The organism is Kitasatospora sp. NPDC093102 (assembly GCF_040683915.1).
Classification (GTDB): Bacteria; Actinomycetota; Actinomycetes; order Streptomycetales; family Streptomycetaceae; genus Kitasatospora.
In genome coordinates this window covers 88,407-114,529 of record NZ_JBFBFA010000023.1, presented here as the reverse complement: position 1 = coordinate 114,529, position 26,123 = coordinate 88,407, and the positions used below count along the sequence as shown (strand labels likewise).

Annotated in this window: 22 protein-coding genes, 1 pseudogene and 1 riboswitch; of the genes and pseudogenes, 10 read left to right on the top strand and 13 right to left on the bottom strand. The window is 73.2% G+C overall.

The window, feature by feature from the left end:
• On the top strand, positions 1-271 hold a 271-nt coding region (locus AB0O11_RS25755; protein ID WP_363391456.1), incomplete at its 5' end, for an integrase core domain-containing protein.
• A gap of 32 nt (positions 272-303) precedes the next feature.
• On the opposite strand, the pseudogene AB0O11_RS25750 reads toward AB0O11_RS25755, so the two are convergent.
• Positions 304-621, bottom strand: a pseudogene (locus AB0O11_RS25750) (GTP cyclohydrolase); the annotation flags it as partial.
• A 367-nt stretch (positions 622-988) separates the two neighbouring features.
• Here AB0O11_RS25750 and gdhA point away from each other — a divergent pair.
• The 3 genes from gdhA (at position 989) to AB0O11_RS25735 (ending at position 4,528) form a co-directional block, all read left to right on the top strand.
• A complete protein-coding gene (gene gdhA, locus AB0O11_RS25745; protein ID WP_363391453.1) occupies positions 989-2,404 on the top strand; it encodes an NADP-specific glutamate dehydrogenase in 1,416 nt (471 codons plus the stop codon).
• A gap of 215 nt (positions 2,405-2,619) precedes the next feature.
• Complete coding sequence (locus tag AB0O11_RS25740) at positions 2,620-3,537, top strand: AraC family transcriptional regulator (RefSeq protein WP_363391450.1); 918 nt, start codon at positions 2,620-2,622, stop codon at positions 3,535-3,537.
• Positions 3,538-3,763: 226 nt separating this feature from the next.
• Positions 3,764-4,528: a VOC family protein gene (locus AB0O11_RS25735; protein WP_363391447.1), complete on the top strand. Its 765-nt coding sequence runs from the start codon at positions 3,764-3,766 to the stop codon at positions 4,526-4,528.
• Here AB0O11_RS25735 and lnt read toward each other — a convergent pair.
• The 3 genes from lnt to AB0O11_RS25720 form a co-directional block, all read right to left on the bottom strand.
• Positions 4,504-6,090, bottom strand: coding sequence for an apolipoprotein N-acyltransferase (gene lnt / locus AB0O11_RS25730; RefSeq protein ID WP_363391444.1), 1,587 nt, complete (start codon positions 6,088-6,090; stop codon positions 4,504-4,506). The two genes, AB0O11_RS25735 and lnt, sit on opposite strands and share 25 nt — an antisense overlap.
• A 230-nt stretch (positions 6,091-6,320) precedes the next feature.
• Positions 6,321-9,944 (bottom strand): cobaltochelatase subunit CobN, encoded by a 3,624-nt coding sequence (gene cobN, locus AB0O11_RS25725; protein ID WP_363391441.1) that lies wholly within the window; start codon positions 9,942-9,944, stop codon positions 6,321-6,323.
• Positions 9,941-10,099 carry a hypothetical protein gene (locus AB0O11_RS25720; protein ID WP_363391438.1) on the bottom strand — a complete coding sequence of 53 codons (159 nt, stop codon included), beginning with the start codon at positions 10,097-10,099 and terminating at the stop codon, positions 9,941-9,943. The genes cobN and AB0O11_RS25720 overlap by 4 nt, the downstream gene beginning before the upstream one ends.
• A gap of 65 nt (positions 10,100-10,164) precedes the next feature.
• A riboswitch (cobalamin riboswitch) is annotated at positions 10,165-10,250 on the bottom strand.
• Positions 10,251-10,430: 180 nt separating this feature from the next.
• On the opposite strand from AB0O11_RS25720, the gene AB0O11_RS25715 reads away from it, so the two are divergent.
• The 3 genes from AB0O11_RS25715 to AB0O11_RS25705 are packed head-to-tail and all read left to right on the top strand — an operon-like array spanning position 10,431 to position 13,881.
• Positions 10,431-11,744 carry a hypothetical protein gene (locus tag AB0O11_RS25715; protein ID WP_363391435.1) on the top strand — a complete coding sequence of 438 codons (1,314 nt, stop codon included), beginning with the start codon at positions 10,431-10,433 and terminating at the stop codon, positions 11,742-11,744.
• Entirely contained in the window at positions 11,741-12,367 is a 627-nt protein-coding gene (locus AB0O11_RS25710; protein WP_360338504.1) for a precorrin-8X methylmutase, read from the top strand. Before AB0O11_RS25715 ends, AB0O11_RS25710 begins: the two co-directional genes overlap by 4 nt.
• Positions 12,364-13,881 (top strand): precorrin-2 C(20)-methyltransferase, encoded by a 1,518-nt coding sequence (locus AB0O11_RS25705; protein WP_363391432.1) that lies wholly within the window; start codon positions 12,364-12,366, stop codon positions 13,879-13,881. Before AB0O11_RS25710 ends, AB0O11_RS25705 begins: the two co-directional genes overlap by 4 nt.
• An 86-nt stretch (positions 13,882-13,967) precedes the next feature.
• Here the strand turns inward: AB0O11_RS25705 and AB0O11_RS25700 are convergent, their stop codons facing one another.
• Positions 13,968-15,707: a TIGR03767 family metallophosphoesterase gene (locus tag AB0O11_RS25700; RefSeq protein ID WP_363391429.1), complete on the bottom strand. Its 1,740-nt coding sequence runs from the start codon at positions 15,705-15,707 to the stop codon at positions 13,968-13,970.
• Between the two features lie 365 nt (positions 15,708-16,072).
• On the opposite strand from AB0O11_RS25700, the gene AB0O11_RS25695 reads away from it, so the two are divergent.
• Together AB0O11_RS25695 and AB0O11_RS25690 are read left to right on the top strand one after the other, a co-directional pair.
• A complete protein-coding gene (locus AB0O11_RS25695) occupies positions 16,073-17,224 on the top strand; it encodes a cobalt-precorrin-5B (C(1))-methyltransferase (protein WP_363391426.1) in 1,152 nt (383 codons plus the stop codon).
• A gap of 183 nt (positions 17,225-17,407) precedes the next feature.
• Positions 17,408-18,937: a UDP-N-acetylglucosamine 1-carboxyvinyltransferase gene (locus AB0O11_RS25690; protein WP_363391423.1), complete on the top strand. Its 1,530-nt coding sequence runs from the start codon at positions 17,408-17,410 to the stop codon at positions 18,935-18,937.
• Positions 18,938-18,962: 25 nt separating this feature from the next.
• On the opposite strand, the gene AB0O11_RS25685 is transcribed toward AB0O11_RS25690, so the two are convergent.
• The 6 genes from AB0O11_RS25685 to AB0O11_RS25660 all read right to left on the bottom strand — a co-directional run bounded on the left by AB0O11_RS25685 (position 18,963) and on the right by AB0O11_RS25660 (position 23,582).
• Positions 18,963-19,469, bottom strand: a complete 507-nt coding sequence (locus AB0O11_RS25685; RefSeq protein ID WP_363391421.1) for a protein phosphatase — start codon at positions 19,467-19,469, stop codon at positions 18,963-18,965.
• Positions 19,470-19,570: 101 nt separating this feature from the next.
• Positions 19,571-20,074, bottom strand: a complete 504-nt coding sequence (locus AB0O11_RS25680) for a DinB family protein (protein ID WP_363391418.1) — start codon at positions 20,072-20,074, stop codon at positions 19,571-19,573.
• A gap of 102 nt (positions 20,075-20,176) precedes the next feature.
• Positions 20,177-20,917: a cobalt-precorrin-6A reductase gene (locus tag AB0O11_RS25675; RefSeq protein WP_363391415.1), complete on the bottom strand. Its 741-nt coding sequence runs from the start codon at positions 20,915-20,917 to the stop codon at positions 20,177-20,179.
• The gene (cobM, locus tag AB0O11_RS25670) at positions 20,914-21,675 is read right to left on the bottom strand and encodes a precorrin-4 C(11)-methyltransferase (protein ID WP_224278408.1); all 762 of its coding nucleotides are present in this window, start codon (positions 21,673-21,675) and stop codon (positions 20,914-20,916) included. Before cobM ends, AB0O11_RS25675 begins: the two co-directional genes overlap by 4 nt.
• Complete coding sequence (gene cbiE, locus AB0O11_RS25665; RefSeq protein ID WP_363391412.1) at positions 21,672-22,976, bottom strand: precorrin-6y C5,15-methyltransferase (decarboxylating) subunit CbiE; 1,305 nt, start codon at positions 22,974-22,976, stop codon at positions 21,672-21,674. The genes cobM and cbiE overlap by 4 nt, the downstream gene beginning before the upstream one ends.
• 168 nt (positions 22,977-23,144) lie before the next feature.
• The gene (locus AB0O11_RS25660; protein ID WP_363391410.1) at positions 23,145-23,582 is read right to left on the bottom strand and encodes a gamma-glutamylcyclotransferase family protein; all 438 of its coding nucleotides are present in this window, start codon (positions 23,580-23,582) and stop codon (positions 23,145-23,147) included.
• 130 nt (positions 23,583-23,712) lie between these two features.
• Here AB0O11_RS25660 and AB0O11_RS25655 point away from each other — a divergent pair, with 130 nt between their 5' ends.
• Positions 23,713-24,786: an EamA family transporter gene (locus AB0O11_RS25655; RefSeq protein WP_363391407.1), complete on the top strand. Its 1,074-nt coding sequence runs from the start codon at positions 23,713-23,715 to the stop codon at positions 24,784-24,786.
• A gap of 151 nt (positions 24,787-24,937) precedes the next feature.
• Here the strand turns inward: AB0O11_RS25655 and AB0O11_RS25650 are convergent, their stop codons facing one another.
• Complete coding sequence (locus tag AB0O11_RS25650; RefSeq protein ID WP_363391404.1) at positions 24,938-25,501, bottom strand: EF-hand domain-containing protein; 564 nt, start codon at positions 25,499-25,501, stop codon at positions 24,938-24,940.
• A 192-nt stretch (positions 25,502-25,693) separates the two neighbouring features.
• Positions 25,694-26,104 (bottom strand): cytidine deaminase, encoded by a 411-nt coding sequence (locus AB0O11_RS25645; protein WP_363391401.1) that lies wholly within the window; start codon positions 26,102-26,104, stop codon positions 25,694-25,696.
• Between the last annotated feature and the right edge of the window lie 19 nt (positions 26,105-26,123).

The following is a 26,123-nucleotide window of genomic DNA, read 5'->3' as shown; positions in this document are numbered from 1 at the left end:
CGAGGTCTGCGACCGGCACGGGATCCGCAGGAGCATGGGCCGGGTCGGCTCGAGCTACGACAACGCTCTGGCCGAGAGCCTGTGGCAAGGACTGAAGCGAGAGGTGATGTACAGGAAGCCGATCTTGACGATGAGCCAGGCAAGACTGGAGATCTTCCAGTGGCTGACCTACTACAACGCCCGCCGTCGCCACAGCACGCTGTCCTACCTCTCACCGATCGAGTTCGAACAGCAACACCACATGCACGCTAGACTCTCACTCGCAGCATGAACCCCTGTGTCCACGTTCCAGGGGTCACCTCAGAGCCCGATGCCACGGCCCTCCTGCCGCAGGTAGAGCAGGTATCCGCCGGCCTCGCTGATCCGCTCCACCGACTCGCGCAGCTGCGGCCCGCAGTCGCAGCGGTCCGAGCCGAAGACGTCGCCGGTCAGGCACTCGGAGTGCAGTCGCACCAGTGGTGTCCCGCCCTCGGGGACCGAGCCGAGCGCGAGTGCCAGGTGCTCGGCGCCGTCGGCGAGGTCGTGGAAGGTGAAGACCTCCGCCTCGGCACGGTAGCCGTCGGGGAAGGTCAGCGGGATGCGCACACGCGAGCGCACCGTGGCGGAGCCGGGCTGCGGCATGGGCGGGCCTCCGTGGATCGGGGGTGGACCGGGACGAGCCGGGGTGGACCGGACCGGGACGGACCGGGCCGAGGTGGCACGGACCGGGGGGATTCGATCGGACCCGGATGGATCGTGGTGGATCGGAGGTCGACCGTACTAGGTAGTTCCAATTTGAACAACTAGGTGCCGGTGTTGCCGGACTCGACCGCGGAGGCGCAGAACACCCCATCAGCCCCGTCTGTTCCCGCCGGGTCTTCCACCATGTGGATGGTGCGGGACCCGGGGTGTGGACACTGCGAGACTTCCCCCGTTTCCTGGGCACGTCCGTCCGACCCACGGGAACGCTGCGCAAGCCCATCGACGACCACGGAAGGGTCCTGACCAGATGCCGACGACCCCTGCCACCCCCGCCACCCCCGCATCCTCCGTCTCCTCCGTCTCCCCCTCCTCCTTCGACGCCGAGCAGCGCGCGATAGAGGCGCTCTACGCGGATGTGGTCCGCCGCAACCGGGGCGAGGACGAGTTCCACCAGGCCGTCCACGAGGTGCTGGAGACCCTGGCGCCGGTGCTCGCCCACCGCCCCGAACTCCTCGACGCCCGGATCATCGAGCGGATCTGCGAGCCCGAGCGGCAGCTGATGTTCCGGGTGCCGTGGACGGACGACTCCGGCGACATCCACGTCAACCGCGGCTTCCGGGTGGAGTTCAGCAGCGCCCTCGGCCCGTACAAGGGTGGGCTGCGCTTCCACCCCTCGGTGAACCTCGGGATCGTCAAGTTCCTCGGGTTCGAGCAGATCTTCAAGAACGCGCTCACCGGTCTGCCCATCGGTGGCGGCAAGGGCGGCTCCGACTTCGACCCCAAGGGCCGTTCGAACGCCGAGATCATGCGGTTCTGCCAGTCCTTCATGACCGAGCTGTACCGGCACCTCGGCGAGTACACCGACGTGCCGGCCGGGGACATCGGTGTCGGCGGCCGGGAGATCGGCTACCTCTTCGGCCAGTACAAGCGGATCACCAACCGGTACGAGAGCGGTGTGCTCACCGGAAAGGGCCTCGGCTGGGGCGGTGCGCAGGTGCGTACCGAGGCCACCGGCTACGGCTGCGTCATGTTCACCTCCGAGATGCTGCACAGCCGCGGCGAGAGCCTGGACGGGCGCCGGGTGGTCGTCTCCGGGTCCGGCAACGTCGCGGTCTACGCGATCGAGAAGGCGCAGCAGCTCGGCGCGACCGTGCTCACCTGCTCCGACTCCTCCGGCTACGTGGTGGACGAGAAGGGCATCGACCTCGACCTGCTCAAGGAGGTCAAGGAGGTCCGGCGCGGCAGGGTCTCCGACTATGCCCGACTGCGCGGCAGCCACGTCAAGTTCGTCGAGGGCCCGGGCGTGTGGAACGTGCCCTGTGACGTCGCGCTGCCCTGCGCCACCCAGAACGAGCTGACCGAGGCCGACGCACTGGCCCTGGTGCGCAACGGGGTGCTGGCCGTCGCCGAGGGCGCGAACATGCCCACCACCCCGGAGGCGGTGCGGGTGTTCCAGGAGGCCGGGGTGGCCTTCGGCCCGGGCAAGGCGGCGAACGCGGGCGGCGTCGCGACCAGCGCGCTGGAGATGCAGCAGAACGCCTCGCGCGACTCCTGGACCTTCGAGCACACCGAGGAGCGGCTGGCCGGGATCATGAAGCACATCCACGACTCCTGCTTCACCACCGCCGAGCGCTACGGTCATCCGGGCAACTACGTGGTCGGTGCGAACATCGCCGGCTTCGAGCTGGTCGCGGACGCGATGCTGGCCCAGGGCCTGATCTGAGCGGCTGAAACAGACTCGCTGAAACTGGCTCGCTGATTCAGGGCCGGTGATTCAGGGCCGCTGAACCGGGGGCGCTGAATCGCAGCTGCCGAATCCCAGCCGCCGACGGCCGTCACCCGGCGATCGCCACCCGACCGGAGCGGGCACCGATTGTCGGGTGCGGCAGGGTGGGTCCTTCCTACGGTGAAGGTCTGTAAGGGAAGGGCAGGGTTGGTGTGCTGGAGCACTTGAACCGGGCGATGGACCGGATCGAACGGGACCTGGACCGCGAGGTCGACGTGGCCGAGCTGGCGCGGATCGCGATGACGTCGGAGTACCACTTCCGGCGGCTGTTCTCGATGCTCTCCGGGATGCCGTTGTCGGAGTACGTCCGGCGCCGGCGGCTCACCGTCGCCGGGGCCGAAGTCCTGGACGGCGAGCGGACGTTGCTCGACATCGCGGTCCGGTACGGGTACTCCTCGGGGGAGGCGTTCGCCCGGGCGTTCCGGGCCATGCACGGAGTCGGGCCGGGGGAGGCCCGGCGCGACGGTGCGGTGCTCGTCTCCCAGCCCCGGATGTCCTTCCGACTCGTCGTGGAGGGAAGCAGCAGTATGGAATACCGGATCGTCGAGAAGCCGGACTTCCGGATCATCGGCAAGAAGGCGCGGGTCACCCTGATCTACCTGGGGATCAACCCGGGGATCGCGGAGTTCATCAAGGGACTCGGCAAGGAGACGGTCGAACGGATCGCGGCCCTGTCCGGGGACGACCCGGCCGGGATCCTGTCGGTCAGCGACGACTTCTCGCCGAACCGTGAGGAGGGGTCCGAACTCGACTACTGGCACGCGGTGGTGGCGCGCGAGGGTGTCGCCGTCCCGGCGGACCTGGACGTGCTCGACGTCCCGGCCGGCACCTGGGCGGTGTTCACCAACACCGGGCCGTTCCCGCAGGCCTTGCAGGAGATGTGGGGGGACGTGGCCAGCCAGTGGTTCCCGTCCAACCCCTACGAGGCCCGGCCGGGTCCGGAGATCCTCCGGATCCGGCCCGTCCCGGGGGCGGCCGATGCCGAGGCGGAGCTGTGGATCCCGGTGGCGCGGGCCGTGCGGGGCCGACCGGGCGCGGATGACGGCCGACGGCCGACAGCTATCGGATAACCGGTAACAGATGACAGCTGACAGATTTCGAAATCTGTCAGCTGTCATCTGTCCGCCCACGCCGTCCGCCCCACCGCCCCGCCACCCCGCCGCCACTTCGCTCACCCCGTTCGGCCCACCACCGCCCGCCGAGGTCCGCCTCCGTCCCGCATGCTGGGGCAGGGGGTGCGGGGGCCAAGGTGCCGAGAACCCGCGAGTTCCCAAGCAAGCTGCGAGGACAGACGTCATGAAGCAGACCTCCGTGACCACCAACGCCCCCTGCTGGACCGAGCTGGGCACTTCCGACCCGGCCGCCGCCCGGGCCTTCTACACCGAGCTCTTCGGCTGGCAGGTGGACGACGCGGCCCGCCCCAACGACGGCGACTACACCCAGGTGCTCGTCCAGGACGCACCGGCTGCCGCCATCACCCCGCGCTACGCACCGGATCAGCCGATCGCCTGGACGGTCTGCATCGCGGTCGCCGACGCCGACGCCACCGCCGCGAGCATCAGGAAGGCCGGCGGCCGGATCCTGAAGGACCCCACCGACGTCGTCGACCTCGGCCGCTTCTCGGTGGCCGCCGACCGCTCCGGCGCGGTGTTCATCCTCTGGCAGGCCCGCGCCTTCCAGGGTGCCGGGGTGTTCAACGAGCCCGGCTCGCTCGGCTGGGTGGAACTGCTCACCCGGGACCCGGCCGGCGCGCTCTCCTTCTACCCGGAGGTCTTCGGCTGGTCCGTCGCCCCCTCCGAGCACTACCCCCAGTGGGGCCTGGACGGCCGGGACTTCGGCGGCATGCTGACGATGGACGACCGCTTCCCGCCCCAGGTGGCGCCGCACTGGATGCCGTACTTCGCGGTCGCCGACGTCGACAACACCACCAGCCGGGCGGCGACGCTCGGCGGGGAGGTGCTGATGCCCGCCACCGGCGTGCCGGGCGGTCGGCGGATCGCCGTGCTGCGTGACCCCCAGGGCGCCGCGTTCGGCGTCTACACCGCCGGCAGCGAGGGCTGATCGGCGCGCCGGACGACGCGCGAGCGCCACCCCGCCACCGCCGCCCCCGCCGTGACCAGCAGCGCCCCCAGCGGCACCACGTCGCCGATCCGGTCGTACCAGGTCAGCGTCCCGGGCGCGGTGAGCGGCAGCCGGACGGTCAGCGCGCCGGTGCCGTCGGTACCGAGCCGGGCGAGCTCCCGGCCCTGGGCGTCGAAGGCGGCCGAGACCCCGGTCAGCGAGGCCTGCACGGCCGGCCGGCCGGTCTCGGCGGCCCGTATCGCCGCCAGCGAGACGTGCTGTTCGGGGGCCCAGGTGCGCTGGAAGGTCGAGGTCGAGGACTGGTAGACCAGCACCCGGGCGCCGTCCCGGGTGGCGGTGCGGGACATGTCGGGGAAGGCCGACTCGAAGCAGATCAGCACCCCGACCGGCAGTGGCGCGCCCGCCCGGTCGGTGGTGGGCAGCACGTGGAAGGACGTGCCGGGCGCCCGGTTCTCGCCCGCGGCCCGGCTGACCCCGGCGATCCAGCCGAGCACCGGCCGCAGCGGGATGTACTCGCCGAACGGCACCAGCCGGATCTTGCGGTAGCGGTCCACCACGCCGGTGGGCGAGACCAGCACCGCGTCCTTGGAGATCCGCCCGTCCGCCTTGCGTGCGTCCTCCCCGGCGACGACCTCGGAGCCGGTGGTCGCGGCGAGTCCGCGCAGGGTGTCCAGCGCGGCCGGGTCGCGGTCCAGGTCGGCGGTGGTGCTGCTCTCGCCCCACACGACCAGGTCCACCGGCTGTCCGACCAGTCCGGCCGTGATCCGTGCGCTCGCCTCGAACCGGGCCTGCGGATCCTCCACGATGCCGGGCTGGACCAGCGCCACGGTCACGGCCCCGTCCCCGGCGGGCGCCTCGCGCAGCGCGAACAGCAGCGGGCCGGAGACCAGCACCAGCACGACGGACCCGGCCGCGACGGCCCGCGGCCGCCGGCGCACCGCGGTCAGCGCGATCAGCACCCCGGTGTTCACCGCCGCCACCGCCGCGCTGACCAGCCAGATCCCGCCGGCCGAGGCCAGCCCCAGGATCGCCGGGTGCTGCCACTGGGTGGCGCCGAGCAGCGCCCACGGCCCGCCGAGTGCGGGCCAGGACCGCGCGTACTCGGTGGTCACCCAGACCGCCGGCACGACCAGCAGCGCCAGGAGGGCGCGGCGGGCGGTCAGCTGAGGGCGCAGCAGCCGGTGCACGGTGTACCCGACGGCGCCCTGGAGCGCCCCGAACAGCACCGCGAGCACCGGCAGCCCCGGTCCGATGGACGGGACCAGCCAGTACATCGCGGTCAGGATGAACCCCGTGCCGAACCACCAGCCGCGCACCGCCGCCTCCCGACCCGAGGGTGCCCGCTGCATCAGCAGCAGCCCGGGGACGAGCGCGATCCAGGCCAGCCAGGCCTGCCCGGGCGCGGGGAAGGCGAGCACCGGAACCGCTCCGGCCACCAGTGCACCGATCCGCGCGCGGTACCGGTGCGGCGCGTGCGGCTCCCGTTCCTCGGTGGCAGGCGTGCTCAGGGCCGGGCTGGTGGGAGCGGAGCGACGCGACATGATCCGTATTGTCCGCCGGGAGGGCGTGCACCACCAGTACGCCGATCGGCCGAACGGGTGAGGTGGACGCCACGTGTGGAACCAGTGGCCTCAGTCGAACTGGCGATCCAGCGGCGAATCCGGGGCAGGCCGGGGGCAAGCAGGGGGAAGCAGGGCGCAAGCAGGGCGCAAGCGGGTGGCGGGCCAGGGGTGGGCCTGCGGAGGCCGCCCCTGGCCCGCCCCGCGCACCCTCAGTCCTCGCCGCCCTCCAGGTCCCCCTCGGTCTCCAGGAACGCGGCCTGCAGCTGCTCGATCAGCTCCGGGTCCGGCTGCTCCCACAGCCCGCGGCTCGCCGCCTCCAGCAGCCGCTCGCTGATCCCGTGCAGCGCCCACGGGTTGGCGCCCGCGAGGAACTCCCGGTTGACCGGGTCGAGGACGTACTCCTGGGTCAGCTTCTCGTACATCCAGTCCGCGACCACGCCCGTGGTGGCGTCGTAGCCGAACAGGTAGTCCACCGTCGCGGCCATCTCGAAGGCGCCCTTGTAGCCGTGGCGGCGCATCGCCTCGATCCAGCGCGGGTTGACCACCCGGGCGCGGAAGACCCGGGCGGCCTCCTCGGTCAGGGTGCGGGTGCGGACCGTCTCCGGGCGGGTCGAGTCGCCGATGTAGGCGGTCGGGGCCTTGCCGGTGAGGGCGCGCACGGTGGCCACCATGCCGCCGTGGTACTGGAAGTAGTCGTCCGAGTCGGCGATGTCGTGCTCGCGGGTGTCGGTGTTCTTCGCGGCGACGGTGATCCGCTTGTAGGCGGTCTCCATCTCCTCGCGTGCCGGGCGGCCGTCCAGCCCGCGGCCGTACGCGTAGCCGCCCCAGACCGTGTACACCTCGGCCAGGTCGGCGTCGGTGCGCCAGTCCCGGCTGTCGATCAGCTGGAGCAGACCCGCGCCGTAGGTGCCCGGGCGGGAGCCGAACACACGGACGGTGGCCTTGCGTTCGTCGCCGTGCAGCGCGAGGTCGGCCTGCACGTGGGCGCGGACGTAGTTCGACTCCGCAGACTCCTCCTGGGCGGCGGCCAGGCGCACCGCGTCGTCCAGCAGGGCGACCACGTGCGGGAAGGCGTCCCGGAAGAAACCGGAGATGCGCAGCGTGACGTCGATGCGCGGGCGTCCAAGCTCGGCCGGCGGGATCGGTTCCAGGCCGGTGACCCGGCGCGAGGCGTCGTCCCAGACCGGGCGGACGCCGAGCAGGGCGAAGGCCTCGGCGATGTCGTCGCCCGCGGTGCGCATCGCGCTGGTGCCCCAGAGCGAGAGCCCGACCGAGGGCGGGTAGGCGCCGTCGTTGTCCGCGCGGTAGCGCTCGATCAGCGAGGTGGCGAGCGCCTGGCCGGTCTCCCAGGCGAGCTTGCTGGGGACGGCCTTCGGGTCGACGGAGTAGAAGTTGCGGCCGGTCGGCAGCACGTTGACCAGGCCGCGCAGCGGAGAGCCGGACGGGCCGGCCGGGACGAAGCCGCCCTGGAGCGCGTGCAGCACGGCGTCCAGCTCGTCGGTGGTGGCAGCCAGCCGCGGCACCACCTGGGTGGCGGCGAAGGCCAGCACCTCGCGGACGGGCTCCTGGACGGCCTCCGGCAGCCCGGCGGTGACCTTGTCGACCGCCTCGGGCGCCCAGTCCTCCGCCTCCATCGCCTCGACCAGGGCGCGGGCCTTCTCCTCGGCCGCGTCGGTGGCGCCCAGCGTCAGCGCCGCCTCGTCGAGGCCGAGCGCCTCGCGCAGGCCGGGCAGCGCGCTGACGCCACCCCAGATCTGCCGGGCGCGCAGGATGGCGAGCACGATGTTGACCCGGTCGGTGCCGGTCGGCGCCTGGCCGAGCACGTGCAGACCGTCGCGGATCTGGGCGTCCTTGACCTCGCAGAGCCAGCCGTCGACGTGCAGCAGGAAGTCGTCGAAGCCGTCGTCCTCGGGGCGCTCGTCCAGGCCGAGGTCGTGGTCGAGCCTGGCGGCCTGGATCAGGGTCCAGATCTGGGCGCGGATGGCCGGCAGCTTGGCCGGGTCCATCGCGGCGATGTTGGAGTGCTCGTCCAGCAGCTGCTCCAGGCGCGCGATGTCGCCGTAGGAGTCGGCGCGGGCCATCGGCGGGACGAGGTGGTCGACGAGCGTGGCGTGGGCGCGGCGCTTGGCCTGGGTGCCCTCGCCCGGGTCGTTGACCAGGAAGGGGTAGATCAGCGGCAGGTCGCCGAGGACGGCGTCGGGGCCGCACTCGGCGGACAGCGCGGCGGTCTTGCCGGGCAGCCACTCCAGGTTGCCGTGCTTGCCGAGGTGGATCACGGCGTGGGCGCCGAAGCCGCCGTCCTCCTGGGCGGCCTCGATCCAGCGGTAGGCGGCCAGGTAGTGGTGGCTCGGCGGCAGGTCGGGGTCGTGGTAGATGGCGACCGGGTTCTCGCCGAAGCCGCGCGGTGGCTGGATCAGCACGAGCAGGTTCCCGGAGCGGATCGCGGCCAGCACGATGTCGCCGTCGGGGTTCTGCGAGCGGTCGACGTACAGCTCGCCGGGGGCCGGGCCCCAGTGCTCCTCGACCTGCTCGCGCAGGCCCTGCGGGAGGGTGGCGTACCAGCGGCGGTAGTCGGCGGCGGGGATGCGCACCGGGTTGCGGGCCAGCTGGTCCTCGGTCAGCCAGTCCTGGTCGTAGCCGCCGGCCGCGATCAGGGCGTGGATCAGCGCGTCGCCCTCGTGGCCGCCCTCGCTGTCGTCGAACGCGGGGAGGTTGTTCCCGAGGTCCATGCCCTCCGCGCGCAGCCGCTCCAGCAGCCGCACCGCGCTGGCCGGGGTGTCCAGGCCGACGGCGTTGCCGACCCGGGAGTGCTTGGTCGGGTACGCGGACAGCACCAGGGCGAGGCGGCGCTCGGCGGCCGGGACGTACCGCAGGCGGGCGTGCTTGACGGCGGTGCCGGCCACCCGCGCGGCGCGCTCCGGGTCGGCGGCGTAGACGGTGAGGCCGTCCTCGTCCAGCTCCTTGAAGGAGAACGGGACGGTGATCAGGCGGCCGTCGAACTCCGGGACGGCGACCTGGGTGGCGGTGTCCAGCGGGGACAGACCGTCGTCGCTGCCCTCCCACTGGGCACGTGACCAGGTGAGGCAGAGAGCCTGGAGGATCGGGCGGTCGAGCGCGGCCAGCGCGCCCGCGTCCCAGGCCTCCTCGTCCCCGCCGGCCTGGGCGTCGGCCGGGCGGGTGCCGCCGGCGGCGAGCACGGTGGTGACGATCGCGTCCGCCTCGCCGAGCGCGGCCAGCAGCTCGGGCTCGGCGCCGCGCAGCGAGGCGCAGTAGTAGGCCCGGGCCCGGGCGCCCTGGTCCTCGACGGCCCGGCAGAGCGTCTCCACGAAGGCGGTGTTACCGCTCATGTGGTGGGCGCGGTAGTAGAGCACCGCGACCGTCGGACCCTCGGACGTACGGGCCTCGCGCTCCAGCGGGCCCCAGGCCGGGGCGGAGGCGGGCGGGGCGAAGCCGTGGCCGGTCAGCAGCACGGTGTCGGAGAGGAAGGCGCCCAGCTCGGCCAGGTTGGCCGCGCCGCCGTGGGCCAGGTAGGCGTGCGCCTCGGCGGCGATGCCGGCCGGGACGGTGGACAGCTCCATCAGCTGGGCGTCGGGGGCCTGCTCACCCGTCAGTACCACCACAGGGCGGGGGCCGGCCAGCAGCGTGTCCAGGCCCTCCTGCCAGGCGCGGCGCCCGCCGAGCAGGCGGACCACGACAAGCTCGGTTCCCTCCAGCAGTGCGGGCAGGTCCTCGGGGGCGAGCCGGGCCGGGTTGCCGAGCCGGTAGCGCACCGGGCCCTCGGAGGCACGGGCGCTGAGCAGGTCGGTGTCGGACGTCGACAGCAGCAGGATCATGCGAAGGCCCTCCCGGCCTCGTCGGTGGCCGGGATGGCCGGGATCTGGGCCGGGTCGGCCGCTGTGGTGGCCGGGACGGCCGCGCGGTCGACCGGGGTGGTCGTGGCGGCGGCCGGAACGGCCGTGATGGCGGCCGGGGACACGGGCGCGGGCATGCGACAGCGCTGGAACATTTCTGCCTTCCTCGGGGTCCGCGCCCCGGGCCGGTGGAGGACGGCAGGAGTTCCTGGCTTCCGCGGCCGACCGGTCTACCGGTGAACCGCGGTCACAGTGGCGGGACCGCACCGGGTTCGCACCGGTTTCCTCCCCTGCGCCGTCGCTGGCGTGTGGACGGCCCGCGGGGACCGCCCGCCAGCATCGTACGGGGTGCGGCTGACCTGGGGGAGGGTGAGCTTTCGGACGTTCGGCGAGCGGGGCGGCCTGCCGGGCCGGGGTGTGATGCAGCGGACGGAGGCAAGCGATCGGATCATCTGTATGCTCGCCGCCATGCCACCGACACCCGCCGCCGCCGCGCCGGGCGCCGCAGGACCCGACCGGGAGGTGCCCGACCGGGGGCGTGCGGACGCCTGCCCCGGAGCGCTTCGTCTGCATGCGGCCGACGACGGCGCCCTGGCCCGGATCCGCCTCCCCGGCGGGCTCCTGACGGACCATCAGGCGCTAGCGCTGGCCGAGGCGGCCGAAGCCCTCGGCGACGGCGAGCTGGAGACCACCTCGCGCGGCAACGTCCAGCTGCGCGGCCTGGCCCCGCACTGTGCGGCCGAGCTCGCCGACCGGCTGCGCGCCGTCGGACTGCTGCCCTCGGACACCCACGAGCGGGTCCGCAACATCGTCGCCTCGCCGACGGCGGGACTGGACACCGCCGGGGGCACCCCCGGCACCGCCGATGTGCAGGCCTGGGTACGGGAGTTGGACGCGCGGCTGTGCGCGAGCGACTGGGCGGCCGGGCTCTCCGGCAAGTTCCTGTTCGCGCTGGACGACGGGCGGGGCGATGTCGCCGCGCTCGACGCCGATGTGACATTGATCGCAGGCCCGGACGGTACCGGGCTGCTGCGCCTCGGCCGCGACGGGCGCGGACACCCGGTCGAGGCCGGGCAGGAGGTCACGGCCGTGCTGAACGCGGCCCGCTCCTTCCTGACGGCGCTGCGGACGAACGGACGCAGGGCCTGGCACCTGCGCGAGGTCCCCGAACTGATGCCGGCCGGCTCGGTGCCGCTGCCCGACTTCGCCGGTGCCGCGCCCGCCGTCGGCGCGCTGCCCGGCGGGCTCTCGGTGGGACTGCGCTTCGGCCGGGCGAGCGCCGGACAGTGGCGGACGCTGGTCGCCGCCTCGGCCGGTGAGCTGCGGCTGACCCCCTGGCGCGGGGCGGTGCTGCCCGGCGCCGCGGCCGACCGGCTGCCCGCGCTCGCCGCGGCCGGCTTCCGTGCCGAGCCCGGCTCGGCCTGGGAGCGGGCCACCGCCTGCACCGGGCTGCCGGGCTGTGCCAAGTCGCAGGCCGATGTCCGTACGGACGCGGCCCGGGCGCTGGACGCCGGTGCCGCGGCGGGAACCGGTACCGGCCCCGCCGGTGTTCTGCCCGTCCACTGGTCGGGCTGTGAACGGCGCTGCGGCCACCCGGCCGGGCGGTGGGTGGACGTGCTCGCCACGGGGCGCGGCTACCGGGTGACGGTGAACGGGGCGGGGGCCGGTGCGGCGTCCACCGCGACCGCCGCCGATGCGACGGACGTCAATGCGACGAGCGTCGACGTGACGAACGAGGAGATGGCCGAGGCGGTCGCCGAGGCCAGGAGGACGACGAAGTGATCGAGTACGAGAAGGACGGCGCGTCCATCTACCGCCAGTCCTTTGCCACCATCCGTGCGGAGGCCGATCTGGCCGCCCTCCCGGCGGACGTCTCCCAGGTCGCGGTGCGGATGATCCACGCCTGTGGGATGGTCGACCTGGTCGAGGACCTGGTGTACTCGCCCGGCGTGGTCGCCTCCGCGCGCGCCGCGCTGCACGCCGGTGCGCCCATCCTCTGCGATGTCAACATGGTCGCGAGCGGCGTCACCCGCAAGCGGCTGCCCGCCGACAACGAGGTGATCTGCACCCTCACCGACCCGTCGGTGCCCGAACTCGCCCGGAAGATGGGCAACACCCGCAGCGCCGCGGCCATGGAGCTGTGGCTGCCCCGGCTGGAGGGCGCGGTGGTCGCCGTCGGCAACGCGCCGACCTCGCTGTTCCGGTTGCTGGAGATGATCGAGGCGGGTGCGCCGCGACCGGCCGCGGTGATCGGCGTCCCGGTCGGCTTCATCGGCGCCGCCGAGTCCAAGCAGGCCCTGGCCGAGCACCCGTCCGGCCTGGAGCACCTGGTGGTCCGCGGCCGGCGCGGCGGCAGCGCGATCGCCGCCGCCGCCGTCAACGCGATTGCGAGCGAAGAAGAGTGACGGATCAGCAGAAGGCGACGGGCCGGCTGTACGGAGTCGGGCTCGGGCCGGGCGACCCTTCGCTGGTGACCGTCCGCGCCGCCGAACTCATCGGCAAGGCCGACGTGGTGGCCTACCACAGTGCCCGGCACGGCCGGTCCATAGCGCGGTCGATCGCCGAACGGTACCTGACGGGTGGTCAGATCGAGGAGAAGCTGGTCTACCCGCTCACCGTCGAGACCACCGACCACCCGGGCGGTTACCGCGGCGCGCTGGACGACTTCTACGAGGAGGCCGCCGCCAGGCTGGCCGCCCACCTGGACGCCGGGCGCGACGTGGTGGTCCTCGCCGAGGGAGACCCGCTCTTCTACGGCTCGTACCAGCACATGCACAAGCGGCTCGCGCACCGCTACCCGACCGAGGTGGTGCCGGGCGTGACCTCGCTCAGCGCGGCCGCCGCCCGGCTCGGGCAGCCGCTGACCGAGGCCGAGGAGACGCTCACCGTCATCCCCGGCACGCTGCCCGAGGAGGAGCTGACGGCGCGGATCGCGGCCGCCGACTCGGCCGTGATCATGAAGCTGGGGCGCACCTTCCCGACCGTCCGCCGGGCCCTGGAGCGGGCGGGGCGGCTGGCGGACGCGCAGTACGTGGAGCGGGCCTTCATGGCGGGGGAGCGGGTCGCGCCGCTCGCCGAGGTCGACGGTGGGACGGTGCCGTACTTCTCGGTCGCGGTGCTGCCGAGCAAGGTCGCGCCGCTGGAGCCGGAGGTACGGCTCTCGGACGGCGTCGGCAGCGTGACCGTGGTCGGCACCGGGCCGGCCGGCCCGCTCTGGCTGACCGCCGAGGCGCGCGGCGCGCTGGCCGAGGCCACCGACCTGGTCGGCTACACCACCTACCTGGACCGGGTGCCGGAGCGGCCGGGGCAGCAGCGGCACGGCTCGGACAACAAGGTGGAGTCGGAGCGTGCCGAGTTCGCGCTGGACCTCGCCCGCCGCGGGCACCGCGTCGCGGTGGTCTCCTCGGGCGATCCGGGGGTGTTCGCGATGGCCACCGCGGTGCTGGAGGTCGCCTGTGAGGAGGCGTACCGGGACGTCCCGGTCCGGGTGCTCCCGGGCATGACCGCCGCCCACGCGGCCGCCTCCCGGGCCGGAGCCCCGCTCGGGCACGACTACGCGACGGTGTCGCTCTCGGACCGGCTCAAGCCCTGGGACGTGGTGGCGAAGCGGCTGCGGGCCGCGGCCGAGGCGGACCTGGTGCTCGCGCTGTACAACCCGGGCTCGAAGTCCCGGACCACCCAGGTCGGGCTCGCCCGTGACCTGCTGCTGGAGTACCGGGCGCCGGAGACCCCGGTGGTGATGGCCCGTGACGTGGGCGGCCCGACCGAGCGGGTGCGGATCGTCCGACTGGGTGAGCTGGACCCGGCGCTGGTCGACATGCGGACCATCCTGCTGATCGGGTCCTCGCAGACGCAGGCGGTCGAGCGGGGCGGCGGCGTGGAGGTCGTCTGGACGCCGCGGCGGTATCCGGAGGAGTGACGGGCGACAGATGACAGCGAACAGATTTCATCATCTGTTCGCTGTCATCTGTCATTCGTTCGCTGTTCTCCGTCCCCCGAAAGCCGTTACCGGGTCGGCTTGGTGATCAGCAGCTCCGTGTTGTGGTCCTCGCCCGCGCCCAGCAGTGCCGTCGGGCGGCCGTTCGGGTCGTTGTACGACAGCTCGCGGTAGAGCGCCGCGAGGTTGGCGTCCGAGGTGCTGCCGAAGTCCGTCCCGTACGGCGCGGAGGACTCGATCAGCGTGGTGAACAGCGAGAGCGTGCCGTCCCCGTTGTCCGCGATCTCGATGATCCGCCCGTGCTGCGGGTAGTCGATGTGCGAGGCGGTGTTGATCTCCCAGAACGCCCGCTCCGGCACCGCGTGGCCGTGCGGCGTGATCTTGTTCGTGTGGGTGTGCCCGTTCACCCACGCGACCACGTTCGGGTAGCGCTGGAGCAGCGCCACCAGCTCGTTGCCGTCGTGCCGCCCCTCGAAGATGTTGCGCGGGTCCGGCAGCAGGTTGCCCATCGAGCCGCTGGTGTGGTGGCTGAAGACCAGGATCGGCTCGTCCGTGCTCCCGCCCGTCACCCTGCGCCCGTCGGCGTCGTACCAGTGCCCGCTGTGCGCCTGCAACTGCTGCTCCAGCCAACGCAGTTGCGCGGTGCCCAGTGAACCGTCGGCGAAACCGGCCTGGTTGGTGGTGTCCAGGCTGATGCCGACCACCTTCTCCGAGATGCGGAAGGTGTAGTAGAGCTTGCCGCTGTTCACCATGTCCGAGGTGAAGCCGTGCCCGTACGGGCCGGCGCCGGTGACCGCCGGGTTCAGGTGGGCCTTGGCGAACTCCTTGAGCGTGAACGGCCGGCGGCGCTCGTCCGGGGTGATCCGGCGCACCGCCTCGCCGCCGGCGATCAGCTTCGCCAGCAGCAGCACGGCGCCCGCCGGGTCGCGGCGCAGCGAGTCCATCAGCTGGCCGGCCGTGGCGTCGTCGCAGCCCTCCAGCTTGTACTGGCCGGTGTACAGGTCGTTCAGCAGCCCGAAGTCGGGCAGCGAGCCCTCGATGCTGTCGTCGTGGTTGCCGACCGTGGTGTACCAGGGCGTGCGCAGGCCCGGTGCGTCGAAGGGGCGGCCGGCGGCGGACAGGAAGCCGGGCAGCTGGGGGAAGCCCTTCGCCTTGTAGCCGTCGGTGTAGGCGAGTTCGGGGTTCCAGTAGGCGGCGTTGCCGGAGTTCTGCACACCCTCGTAGCGGCTGGGGTCGCCGGTGCTCTGGGCCAGTCGGCCGCCGCCCATGACCTTGAGGTACCAGTCGAGTTCGGCGAGCTCGTGGTTGTCGGTGTTGTCACCGGTGGCCATCACCATGCTGAACGGCATCCCGGTGTACGGGCCGCCGGCGAGCGAGTTGACCCGCTCGACGAGAGCCGAGACACCGCGGGCGTTCAGGGCCTCCTGCGGCCGGTACGCGCTGCCGTTGAGCTTGGCCAGGTACTCGAAGCGCACCGGGGACTCGGTGTCCACCAGGTGCAGGTCACTGAACTGGACGAAGCTGGCCAGGCCGGTCCGGCGGTCGTCCCGTCCGGCGGTCGCCGATGCCAGGTCGCCGCGCACCACCAACGGCCAGCCCGGCCCGGCCGTCAGGCGCTTGTAGCCGCCGGTGCCGACCGGCGTGGCCACCTGCTCCAGCGTGGTCCCGGCGGTCCTGACCGCCCGCGCGGCCGTCGTGGCCAGCGCCTGGTCGCGCGCCGCGGCCGAGGCGAACTGCGCGCCGCCCAGCGACAAGGCCGACCAGGCGGCGGCCACCGACGTACCGGTGAGGAACGTACGCCGATTCATCCCTGCCACAAAAACCCCCACATACTGATGGCCCGGCGGGGAATTCGACCCCGGCCGGGCCCACGTGTCATGAACCCGCTTCTGGCGGACCGCCAGATTACTCACTGGTAGGTGTGGTGGGCGAGGCCCCTGCGGAGAACTCTTCGGGAATGCGGGGCGCCGCCTCCTCCGCAGCGCGTGCACGGGGGCTGCTCCGGCCCGGGAACGGGTGCGGGTCCTGGTATCTCCACAGGTCGCGCACGGCGCGGTGACCGCCACCCCGGTCGGGCCCCGCCAGGCCGGGTGAGGGAAAATCGGCGACGGCGACCGGTGAGGCCGCCGGAGCGGAGCAGGACGGCGCGGACGCCGTCGGAAACGGGGCGCAGGTGGCCGCAGCGGGAGCCGAGGCGGGAGCGGGAGGCCGGGCCGGCCAGCTGAAGAGCAGCGGTCTGCGGCCCGGCTGGACGACGGGAGCCTGCGCCACCGCCGCCACCAAGGCCGCGTACACCGCGCTGCTCACCGGCGAGTTCCCGGACCCGGTGGTCATCACCCTGCCCAAGGGCCAGCAGCCCGCCTTCGCCCTCGCCGCCGAGGAGCTGACCGGTGCGCAGGGGCGGCCGGCCGCCGCCACGGCCGGGGTGGTCAAGGATGCGGGCGACGACCCCGACGTCACCCACGGCGCGCTGATCCGTTCGACCGTACGGTCCGGCGAGCCCGGCACCGGGGTGGTCTTCCGGGCCGGTCCCGGGGTGGGGACGGTCACCAAGGCCGGCCTGCCGCTGCCCGTCGGCGAGCCCGCGATCAACCCGGTGCCCCGGCAGATGATCCGGGACGCCGTCGCCGAGGTGGCCGCCGCGCACGGCGGCAGCGGGGACGTCGTGGTCGAGATCTCGGTCGACCACGGCGAGGAGATCGCCCGCTCCACCTGGAACCCCCGGCTCGGCATCCTCGGCGGTCTGTCCATCCTCGGCACGACCGGGGTGGTCGTTCCCTACTCCTGCTCGGCCTGGATCGACTCGATCCGCCGCGGGGTGGACGTGGCCCGGGCGGCGGGGCGCACCCACGTGGCCGGCTGCACCGGTTCGACCTCGGAGAAGGTCGCGGTCGCGGAGCACGGGCTGCCCGAGGACGCGCTGCTGGACATGGGCGACTTCGCCGGTGCCGTGCTCAAGTACCTCAAGCGCCACCCGGTGCCCCGGCTGACCATCGCGGGCGGCTTCGCCAAGCTGTCCAAGCTCGCGGCCGGCCACCTCGACCTGCACTCGGCGCGCTCCCAGGTGGACAAGGGGTACCTGGCCGAACTGGCCCGCCGGGGCGGGGCGGACGAGGCGCTGGCCGAAGCGGTCGCGGGCGCCAACACCGCGCTGGAGGCGGTGCAGTTGTGCCGTGCGGCCGGGGTGCCGCTCGGGGACCTGGTCGCCGAGGCGGCCCGGGCGACGGCACTCGGCGTACTGCTGGGCTCGCCGGTCGCGGTGGACGTCATCTGCATCGACCGCGCGGGCACCGTTGTCGGCCGGGCGGAGCCGCTCGGGCCGTGAGGTGGTGCGCGCTGCGGGGGAGCCGCCGGGCCGTGACATTGTCACGAGTGTCACGACGGCGTGACAACATCGCGTGGTGATGTGAAGAACTGACATCCATAAGAGGCGAGAAGCGGACAAATAGAGCGGTGTGCAGGGCCCCTGGTTCTGGCGCCATCTCAACCATGAGATATCGTCTGGCGAGTGACAGGCGACTACCTCACCCGTATCGGCACCCTCATCCGTACCGCGCGCCAGCACCGCGGCTGGTCCCAGGCGCAGCTCGGAGAGGCCCTCGGAACCAGCCAGAGCGCGGTCAACCGCATCGAACAGGGCAAGCAGAACGTCAGCCTTGAGATGATTGCCCGCATTGGCGAAGCCCTCGACAGCGAGATCGTCTCCCTCGGCTACTCCGGCCCGATGCACCTGCGCGTTGCCGGCGGCACCCGGCTCTCCGGCGCGATCGACGTGCGCAGCAGCAAGAACGCCTGCGTGGCGATCCTCTGCGCCTCGCTGCTGACCACCGGCCGCACCACGATCCGCAGCGTCGCCCGGATCGAGGAGGTCTACCGCATCCTCGAGGTGCTCACCAGCATCGGCGTCAAGAGCCGCTGGATCAACGAGGGCCGCGACCTCGAACTCACCCCGCCCGCCGAGCTGGACCTCGCGGCGATGGACGTCGAGGCGGCCCGCCGCACCCGCAGCGTGCTGATGTTCCTCGGCCCGCTGATGCACCGCGCCCAGCACTTCGCCATCCCGTACGCGGGCGGCTGCGACCTCGGCACCCGCACCGTCCAGCCGCACCTGACGGCGCTGCGCCGCTTCGGCCTGGAGGTCGCCACCACCGGCGGCGCCTACCACGCCTCGGTCGAGCCGGGCGCCCCGCTGGACCGCCCGATCGTGCTGACCGAGCGCGGGGACACCGTCACCGAGAACGCCCTGCTGGCCGCCGCGCGGCACGACGGCGTCAGCGTCATCCGCAACGCCTCGCCCAACTACATGGTCCAGGACCTCTGCTTCTTCCTGGAGAAGCTGGGTGTGAGGATCGAGGGCATCGGCACCACCACCCTCACCGTGCACGGCGTCCCGGAGATCACCTGTGACGTCGACTACACCCCGGCCGAGGACCCGGTGGAGGCGATGAGCCTGCTGGCCGCCGCCGTCGTCACCTCCTCCGAGCTGACCATCCGCCGGGTGCCGATCGAGTTCCTGGAGATCGAGCTCGCGGTGCTGGAGGGCATGGGCCTCGACTACGACCGCACCCCCGAGTACCGGGCCCACAACGGCCAGACCCGGCTGGTCGACCTCACCGTGCGCCCCTCCAAGCTGACCGCGCCGATCGACACCATCCACCCGATGCCGTTCCCCGGCATCAACATCGACAACGTGCCGTTCTTCGCCGCCATCGCCGCGGCCGCGCACGGCACCACGATGATCCACGACTGGGTCTACGACAACCGCGCGATCTACCTGACCGAGCTGACCCGCCTCGGTGCCGACGTCAAGCTCCTCGACCCTCATCGTGTGCTGGTCCAGGGCCCCACCCGTTGGCGTGCCGCCGAGATGATGTGCCCGCCGGCCCTGCGCCCCGCCGTGGTCATCCTGCTCGCCATGCTCGCCGCCCAGGGCACCTCCGTCCTGCGCAACGTCTACGTCATCAACCGCGGCTACGAGGACCTCGCCGAGCGCCTCAACTCCATCGGCGCCCAGATCGAGACCTTCCGCGACATCTGACGAACCGTCATGCGGTCGACCGGCCTCACCCGTCGAGGCCGGTCAGCAGCACGGCAACCTCCAACCCGGTGTTCAGGTAGTCCACGAACACCGGGTTGTTCAGCGCCCAGGGCGAGCGCCGCTGCCGGACCAGCCGGACCACCTCGCCGCTCTCGTGCCCGAGGTCGACCAGCGCCTGCGCCACCACCAGGCCCGAGCGGTTGTAGCCCGAGTGGCAGCGCACCAGCGTGCGCCGTCCCCGCCGGACGGCGGCCGCGGTGAGCTCGGCCGCCTCCTGGACGGCGAGCAGTTGACCGGGGGAGAGCGGGTCGTCGGGCACCTCCCGGACGATGTGCTCCACCCCCGGTGCCGGGCCGTGCCCGGGGAGCGTGAAGAGGCTGACCACCAGGTCGAACTCGGTCCGTACGATCGCGAGTTCAAGCTCGCCGCCGGGCGGGGTGAAGTAGTGCCCGCCCATCCAGAGCCCGGGGACGATCTCGTTCCAGGGCTCGGACGGCCCGGGGGTCCGGCGTTCCTTCTGGCGGGTCCGCACTTCCTGCTCGCTCCCTGTCCGCGATGCCGGGGCCCGGCGCTGTCCGTCCTGCGCCGTCCGTCCTGCGCCGTCCGTCCTGCGCTGTCCGGTGCCCTCCGGTGCTACTCGCCGGTGGTGCCGTCGAGGTGCTCGCGGAGGAGGTCGGCGTGGCCGTTGTGGCGGGCGTACTCCTCGATCATGTGGGCGAGGATCCAGCGCAGCGAGAAGACCTCGTCGCCGTAGTGGCTCAGGACGTCCAACGACTCCGCGGCGGCCACGAGTTCCCTGGCGTGGTCGCACTCGCGGCGCCAGATCGCGAAGGCCTCGTCGGGGTCGGCGGTGTCGACGTCGAACTCGGCGAAGGAACCGTCGGGGCGTCCCCAGAAGCCGCGTGCGTCCTCGCCGTTGAGGATGTTGCGGAACCAGCTGCGCTCCACCTCGGCGAGGTGGCGGACCAGCCCGAGCAGGGAGAGCCCGGAGGGTTCCAGCACGCGGGCGCGGAGCTGTTCCGTGGTGAGGCCCGCGCACTTCATCGCGAGGGTGTCGCGCTGGTAGTCCAGGAAGCCTGCCAGAGTGGTGCGTTCGTCGGCGGTACGGGGGGTCCGGCTACGCTGATCATCGCTCATCGGACCATCCTGCCCGCCATCCGGCGGGCCCGCCCGCCATTTCCCCGGAGGCGGCGAACGGTCACCACGAGCACGGGTGGGCAGCCGTAGTCGCTGGGTCTCCTAGTGCAGTTGCTCCAGCCAGCGCAGTGCGCCCGGGACGTCGGGTGCGACCGGTACGCCCTCCGGTACCGGCGGGCGCTCCACGATGATGACCGGCAGGCGGAGACCGCGGGCGGCGGTCAGCTTGGGAGCGGTCGCGGCGCCGCCGCTGTCCTTGGTGACCAGGACGTCGATGTCGCGCTCGCGCAGCAGTGCCAGTTCGTCCTCGATCGTGAACGGCCCACGGTCCAGGAGGACTTCGAACGAGGGCGGCACCGGGGGCTCGGGCGGGTCCACCGAGCGGGCGAGGAAGTGGACGCCGTCCAGGTGGGCGAAGGCGGCGATGCCCTGCCGTCCGATGGTGAGGAAGACCCGCTCCCCGCGCCGGGGCAGCAGGTCGGCCGCCGCGGCGAGCGAGGGGACGGGGAGCCAGCGGTCCCCGTCGACCCGGGTGAAGCCGGGGCGGCGCAGCACCAGCAGGGGAACACCGGTGGCGGCGGCCGCGAGGGCGGCGTTCTGCGAGATGCCGGCGGCGAACGGGTGGGTGGCGTCCACCACCGCGTCCACGTGCTCCGCGCGCAGCCAGTCGGCCAGGCCTTCCGCTCCGCCGAAGCCGCCGATCCGCACCTCCCCGGCGGGCAGCCGGGGTCGGGCGACCCGGCCGGCCAGCGAGCTGGTGACCCGGTGCGCGGTCGGGGCGAGTTCGGTGGCCAGTTCCCGCCCTTCGGTGGTCCCGCCGAGGATGAGCAGGTGCCGCATCACGCCCCGCACGGCTCGTGCGGGCGCTCGCGGTCCGCCGAGTAGAGGTGGCTGTCGCGGAACTGCTCGGCGGCCAGCGTGCGGCCGACGATGATGACGGCGGTGCGGACCACGCCCGCCGCCTTGACCTGCTCGGCGATGTCGCCGACGGTGCCGCGCAGCACCAGCTCGTCGGGGCGGCTGGCCATCGCGACCACGGCGGCCGGGCAGTCGGCGCCGTAGTGCGGGAGCAACTGCTCGACCACGTCGTCCACGTAGCCGGCGGCCAGGTGCAGCACCAGCAGGGCGCCGCTGCGGCCGAGGGTGGCGAGGTCCTCGCCCTCGGGCATCGGAGTGGCGCGCTTGGCGATCCGGGTGAGGATCACGGTCTGGCCGACGGTCGGGACGGTCAGCTCCCGCTTCAGCGCGGCCGCGGCGGCGGCGAAGGCGGGCACGCCGGGGACCACCTCGTACGGCACGCCGGCCGCGTCCAGGCGGCGCATCTGCTCGGCGACGGCGGAGAAGACGGACGGGTCGCCGGAGTGCAGCCGGGCCACGTCCTGGCCGGCCTCGTGCGCGGTGACCAGTTCGGCGGTGATCTGGTCCAGGTTGAGCTGCGCGGTGTCGATCAGGCGGGCGCCGGGCGGGCACTCGTCCAGCAGCTCGCGCGGGACCAGGCTCCCCGCGTACAGGCAGACCTCGGCGCGGGCCAGGATGCGCTGGCCGCGCAGGGTGATCAGGTCGGCGGCGCCCGGGCCGGCTCCGATGAAGTGGACGGTCACGAGGCGTTCTCCTGGCGGGTGTCGGGTTCGGGGGTTCCGGGTTCGGGGGTTCCGGGCTTGAGGACGTCGGGCTTGAGGACGTCGGGCTCGGGCTTGACGGCGGACCACTGGGTGACCGGCATGGCCTGGCGCCACCCGGTGAAGCCGCCCACCGGGACGGCGTGGGCGACGGCGAGTTTGACGAGCTCCCCGCCGTGGCGCCGGTACCACTCGGTGAGCAGCGCCTCGGACTCCAGCGTCACGGTGTTGGCGACGATCCGGCCGCCCGGGCGCAGCGCGGCCCAGCAACCGTCCAGCAGGCCGGGCGCGGTGAGGCCGCCGCCGATGAACACGGCGTCGGGGGTGGGGAGTTCGGCGAGCGCGGCGGGGGCGGGGCCGGTCGCCACGCGGAGTCGGGGCACGCCGAGTGCAGCGGCGTTGCGGGCGATCCGTTCGGCCCGCGCTGGGTCGCGCTCGATGCTGACGGCCTGGCAGTCGCGGTGGGCGCGAAGCCACTCGACGGCGATGGACCCGGAGCCGCCGCCGACGTCCCAGAGCAGTTCGCCGGGGGAGGGGGCCAGCGTGGCGAGGGTCGCGGCGCGGACGTGGCGCTTGGTGAGCTGGCCGTCGTTCTCGTACGCGGCGTCGGGCAGGCCGGGGACGAGGGAGGTGCGCGGGCCGTCGCCGAGGTCGACGGCGATGACGTTCAGCGGGTCGCCGGGCGGGTGCGGCCAGCCGTCGGCGGGGCCGTCCAGGTGGCGTTCGGCGGGGGCGCCGAGCTGTTCGAGCACCCGCAGCCGGGCGGTGCCGTAACCGCGGGCGGTGAGCAGATCCGCGACGGCGGCCGGGGTGGTGGCGTCGGCGCTGAGCACCAGCAGGCGGCGGCCGGGGTGGAGGGCGAGGGAGAGGGTGTCCAGCGGCCGGCCGACCAGGCTGACCACCTCGGTGGCCTCCAGCGGCCAGCCGAGCCGGGCGCAGGCGTAGGAGACGGAGGAGGGGTGCGGCAGGACGTGCAGGCGCTCGGCGCCGACGGTCTCGGCGAGGGTGCGGCCGATGCCGTGGAACATCGGGTCACCGCTGGCCAGGACGGCGACGCGGCGGCCGGCCTGGGCGGCGAGCAGCCCGGGGACGGCAGGCCGCAGTGGGGACGGCCAGGGGATGCGTTCGGCGGTGACCTCGTCGCGGGGGAGCAGGTCCAGCTGGCGGGGGCCGCCGACGACGGCCTCGGCCTCCCGCAGCGCGGCCCGGGAGTCGGCGGCGAGGCCGGACCAGCCGTCGGCCCCGATCCCGACGACGGTGATCGGGGGTGGCAGCTCGGGCACCGGGTGGCTCCTCGTCGTTCGATCCTGCGATCCCAGCGATCCTGCTGGCCGGGGCAGCCTACCTGGCGGTGTGCGGGCGGCTCGGCGCCGGATCTCGGGGTGGCGGGTGACAACCGACAGATGACAGATGACAGATTTCAGATAACAGATTTCAGACTCTGTTCGCCGTCACCTGCCATCCGTCACCCACCCCCAGTCCCCCGACTCGATCAGTGCCGGCTGCTCCCGCAGCCGCGCCTCGGCCCTCGGCCCGGCGAGGTAGACCCAGGCCGCCCGCAGCTCGCCCGTCGCCGTCCGCACCGTCGTCCGCTGCCGCACGTACAGCCCGGTCCCGTCCGGCCGGCAGTCCTCCAGCCGGTCCAGAGCCTCCAGGGCTCCGGCGTACGCGCCCGGGCGTACGGTGACGAGCTCGCCCAGGATCCGGCGCCCGGGAGCCGGATCCGGCACCGCGTACGGGAAGCCGGGGCCCTCGTGCAGCGCGGCGCCCTCCAGGACCGCCGGCCGGATGTCGGTGCAGCGCCCGGCCAGGTGGACGGCATGATTGCGGCCGCCGCTGCGCAGGGTTCCGTACACGAAGAACGGCAGCGCCTCCTCGGGTGTGGACACGGGTTCGACCTCCTTGCTGGGGAGCGCCCACGGTACGTCCTGTGCCCGATTTCTGATACCGACTGGCGCACGGGCCGTCCATGCGCTGTCATGTCGGGTGTTTGGCCAGCACCGTCCAAGGGGGACACACGTGACATCGCCCGCTTCACCCTCCCAACCGGCCGCGACCCCCGGCGCGGCCCCTGACACCCCTGGCGTCGCCGCCAAGGCCAGGACAACCCCCACCCCGCCCCCGCTCGCCGACGCCGGCCCCGCCCCCCGCCTCGGCGGCGCGGTCTGGCTGGCCCTCCTCGTGGTCTACATCGTCTGGGGCTCGACCTACCTGGCGATCAGGGTCGCCGTGGAGACGATGCCCTCCTTCCTCTCCGCCAGTGCCCGTTTCATCACCGCCGGCCTGCTGCTGGCCGGCTACCTCCTGGTGCGCCAGGGCCCGGCCGGCCTGAAGGTGACCGGGCGGCAGCTGGCCTCCTCCGCCCTGGTCGGCGTGCTGCTGCTGACCGGCGGCAACGGCATGGTGGTCCTGGGCGAGACCTCCGTCCCCTCGGGCCTGGCCGCCCTGCTGGTGGCCGCGGTCCCGCTGTGGATGGTGGTGCTGACGGCGTTCGGCGGGGAGCGCCCGCGGCCGGCCGAGCTGGCCGGGGTGCTCCTCGGGCTGGTCGGCCTCGGCGTTCTGTCGGCCCCGGCGATCAGCGGGTCGATCGAGCCGGTCGGCGTGATCCTGATCATCGGAGCCACCCTGCTCTGGGCGACCGGCTCCTTCGTGAGCAAGAAGATCCCGATGCCGGGCAACGTGCTCGCCGCGAGCGCCTACCAGATGCTGGCCGGCGGCCTCGGCAACCTGCTGGTCGGCCTGGGCCGCGGCGAGCAGCACGGACTGGACCTCGGGGCGGTCTCCGGCCGGTCCTGGCTGGCCCTCGCCTACCTGGTGCTGTTCGGCTCGCTGCTCGCCTTCACCGCGTACGCCTGGCTGCTGCGCTCCGCCCCGCTCACCCTGGTGGCCACCTACGCGTACGTGAACCCGGTGGTCGCGGTGCTGCTGGGCTGGCTGATCCTGGCCGAGCCGCTGACCGGCCCGACCCTCGAGGGCGGTGCGATCGTGGTGGCGGGCGTCTGCCTGGTGGTGAGCGTCAGCCGGCGTCCGGGCCGCTCGTCGCGCGCCGGGAGCCCGGCCCGCCCGGCGAAGGGGCCGTCCGCCCGTAGGTGAGTACGACGTTCCGGGGCGGCAGCCGGCCCTCACCCTGCCCGAGGTGGTGGCCGTCCACGGCCTCGCGGCGCCGGCCGACACCGTCGCCGAGGAGGATCGTCCCGGCCGCCTGATCGGGACGATCCCCACTGCGGGCCGCCGGAGGTGCGGCTCAGAAGGTGCGCGGCGGCTTGCCCGTCCACCAGTTGCCGGGCGCGTCCGGGTCGCGGCTGGTCCAGAACTCGATGATGGCGTCGGTGAACTCGGCCGCGGAGAGCACCCCGTCGCCGTCGGTGTCGAGGTGGCGGAAGGCCTCGTCGGCGTCGTCGCGGGAGAGGCCGGCGAAGTGGCCGCGCTGGAAGACGAAGAACTCGCCGGCGTCCACCGTCCCGCTGCGGTCGGCGTCGGCGACGGCGAGGAAGGCTTCGGCGAGCGCGCCGAGGATGTCGCGCGCGGCCTCCGGGTCGTCGGCGAGCGAGCCGGTCGAGGTGACGAACTGCTCACGGGTGATCGCCTGGGTGCCGGCGGGCAGCCGGGCGAGGTGCAGGTCGTGCCAGGTCGTCAGGTAGGCGCGGACGATCACGGCCTCCGCCTCGGAGCCCTCCTGGTGACCGAGCGAGCGGGCCACCGAGAGGCCCATCAGGACGTGGTCCCGCTCGGTCAGCAGGCCGTCGCCGTCGGCGTCGAGGTGATCGAAGCCGTGGTTGATCTTTGCGATGAGCAGGTCGTCCGACAAATGTGCCCCCTCGGTTGGTGATTCCTTGCCCGGGTCTCCTACGTCACATCGCCTGCACGCTAGCGCCTTGAGCCGGACCGGCGCAGCCGAACGAACGCCGGACGACCTGCTGATTCATTCCTGCGCCGCCCGCCGCGCCGCCCGCCGAGCCGTCCGCGGATCCCCCGCCGGGCCGCCCGCCGAGCCCCCCGTTCAGTCCTCCTGGTGGTCGGCCCAGACGTACGCCCCCGGCAGGAGGGCCGACACCGGTACGGTGTGCAGCTCCGGCCCCCGCCGGACGATGACGCCTGCCTCGGGGAAGTAGTCCAGCAGTACCTGCCGGCACCGCCCGCACGGCGGGATCACCCCGCGTTCCCGGTCGCCCACGGCCACCACCGTGGTGAGCTCGTACGCCCCCTGGCCGGCCGCCGCGCCGATGAGTACCAGTTCCGCACACGGCCCGCCGGTGAAGTGGTAGGCGTTCAGCGCGGTGACGATCCGCCCGTCGGCATTGCGCCCGGCTGCCGCCACGGTGTGGTTGTCACCCCGCGCGTACCGCCGTGCGACCTCCAGGGCCGCCTCCACGAGCTCCTCATCCACGGTTGCCCGGTCGCTGGTGGACATCGTTGTTGCACCTCTCCGA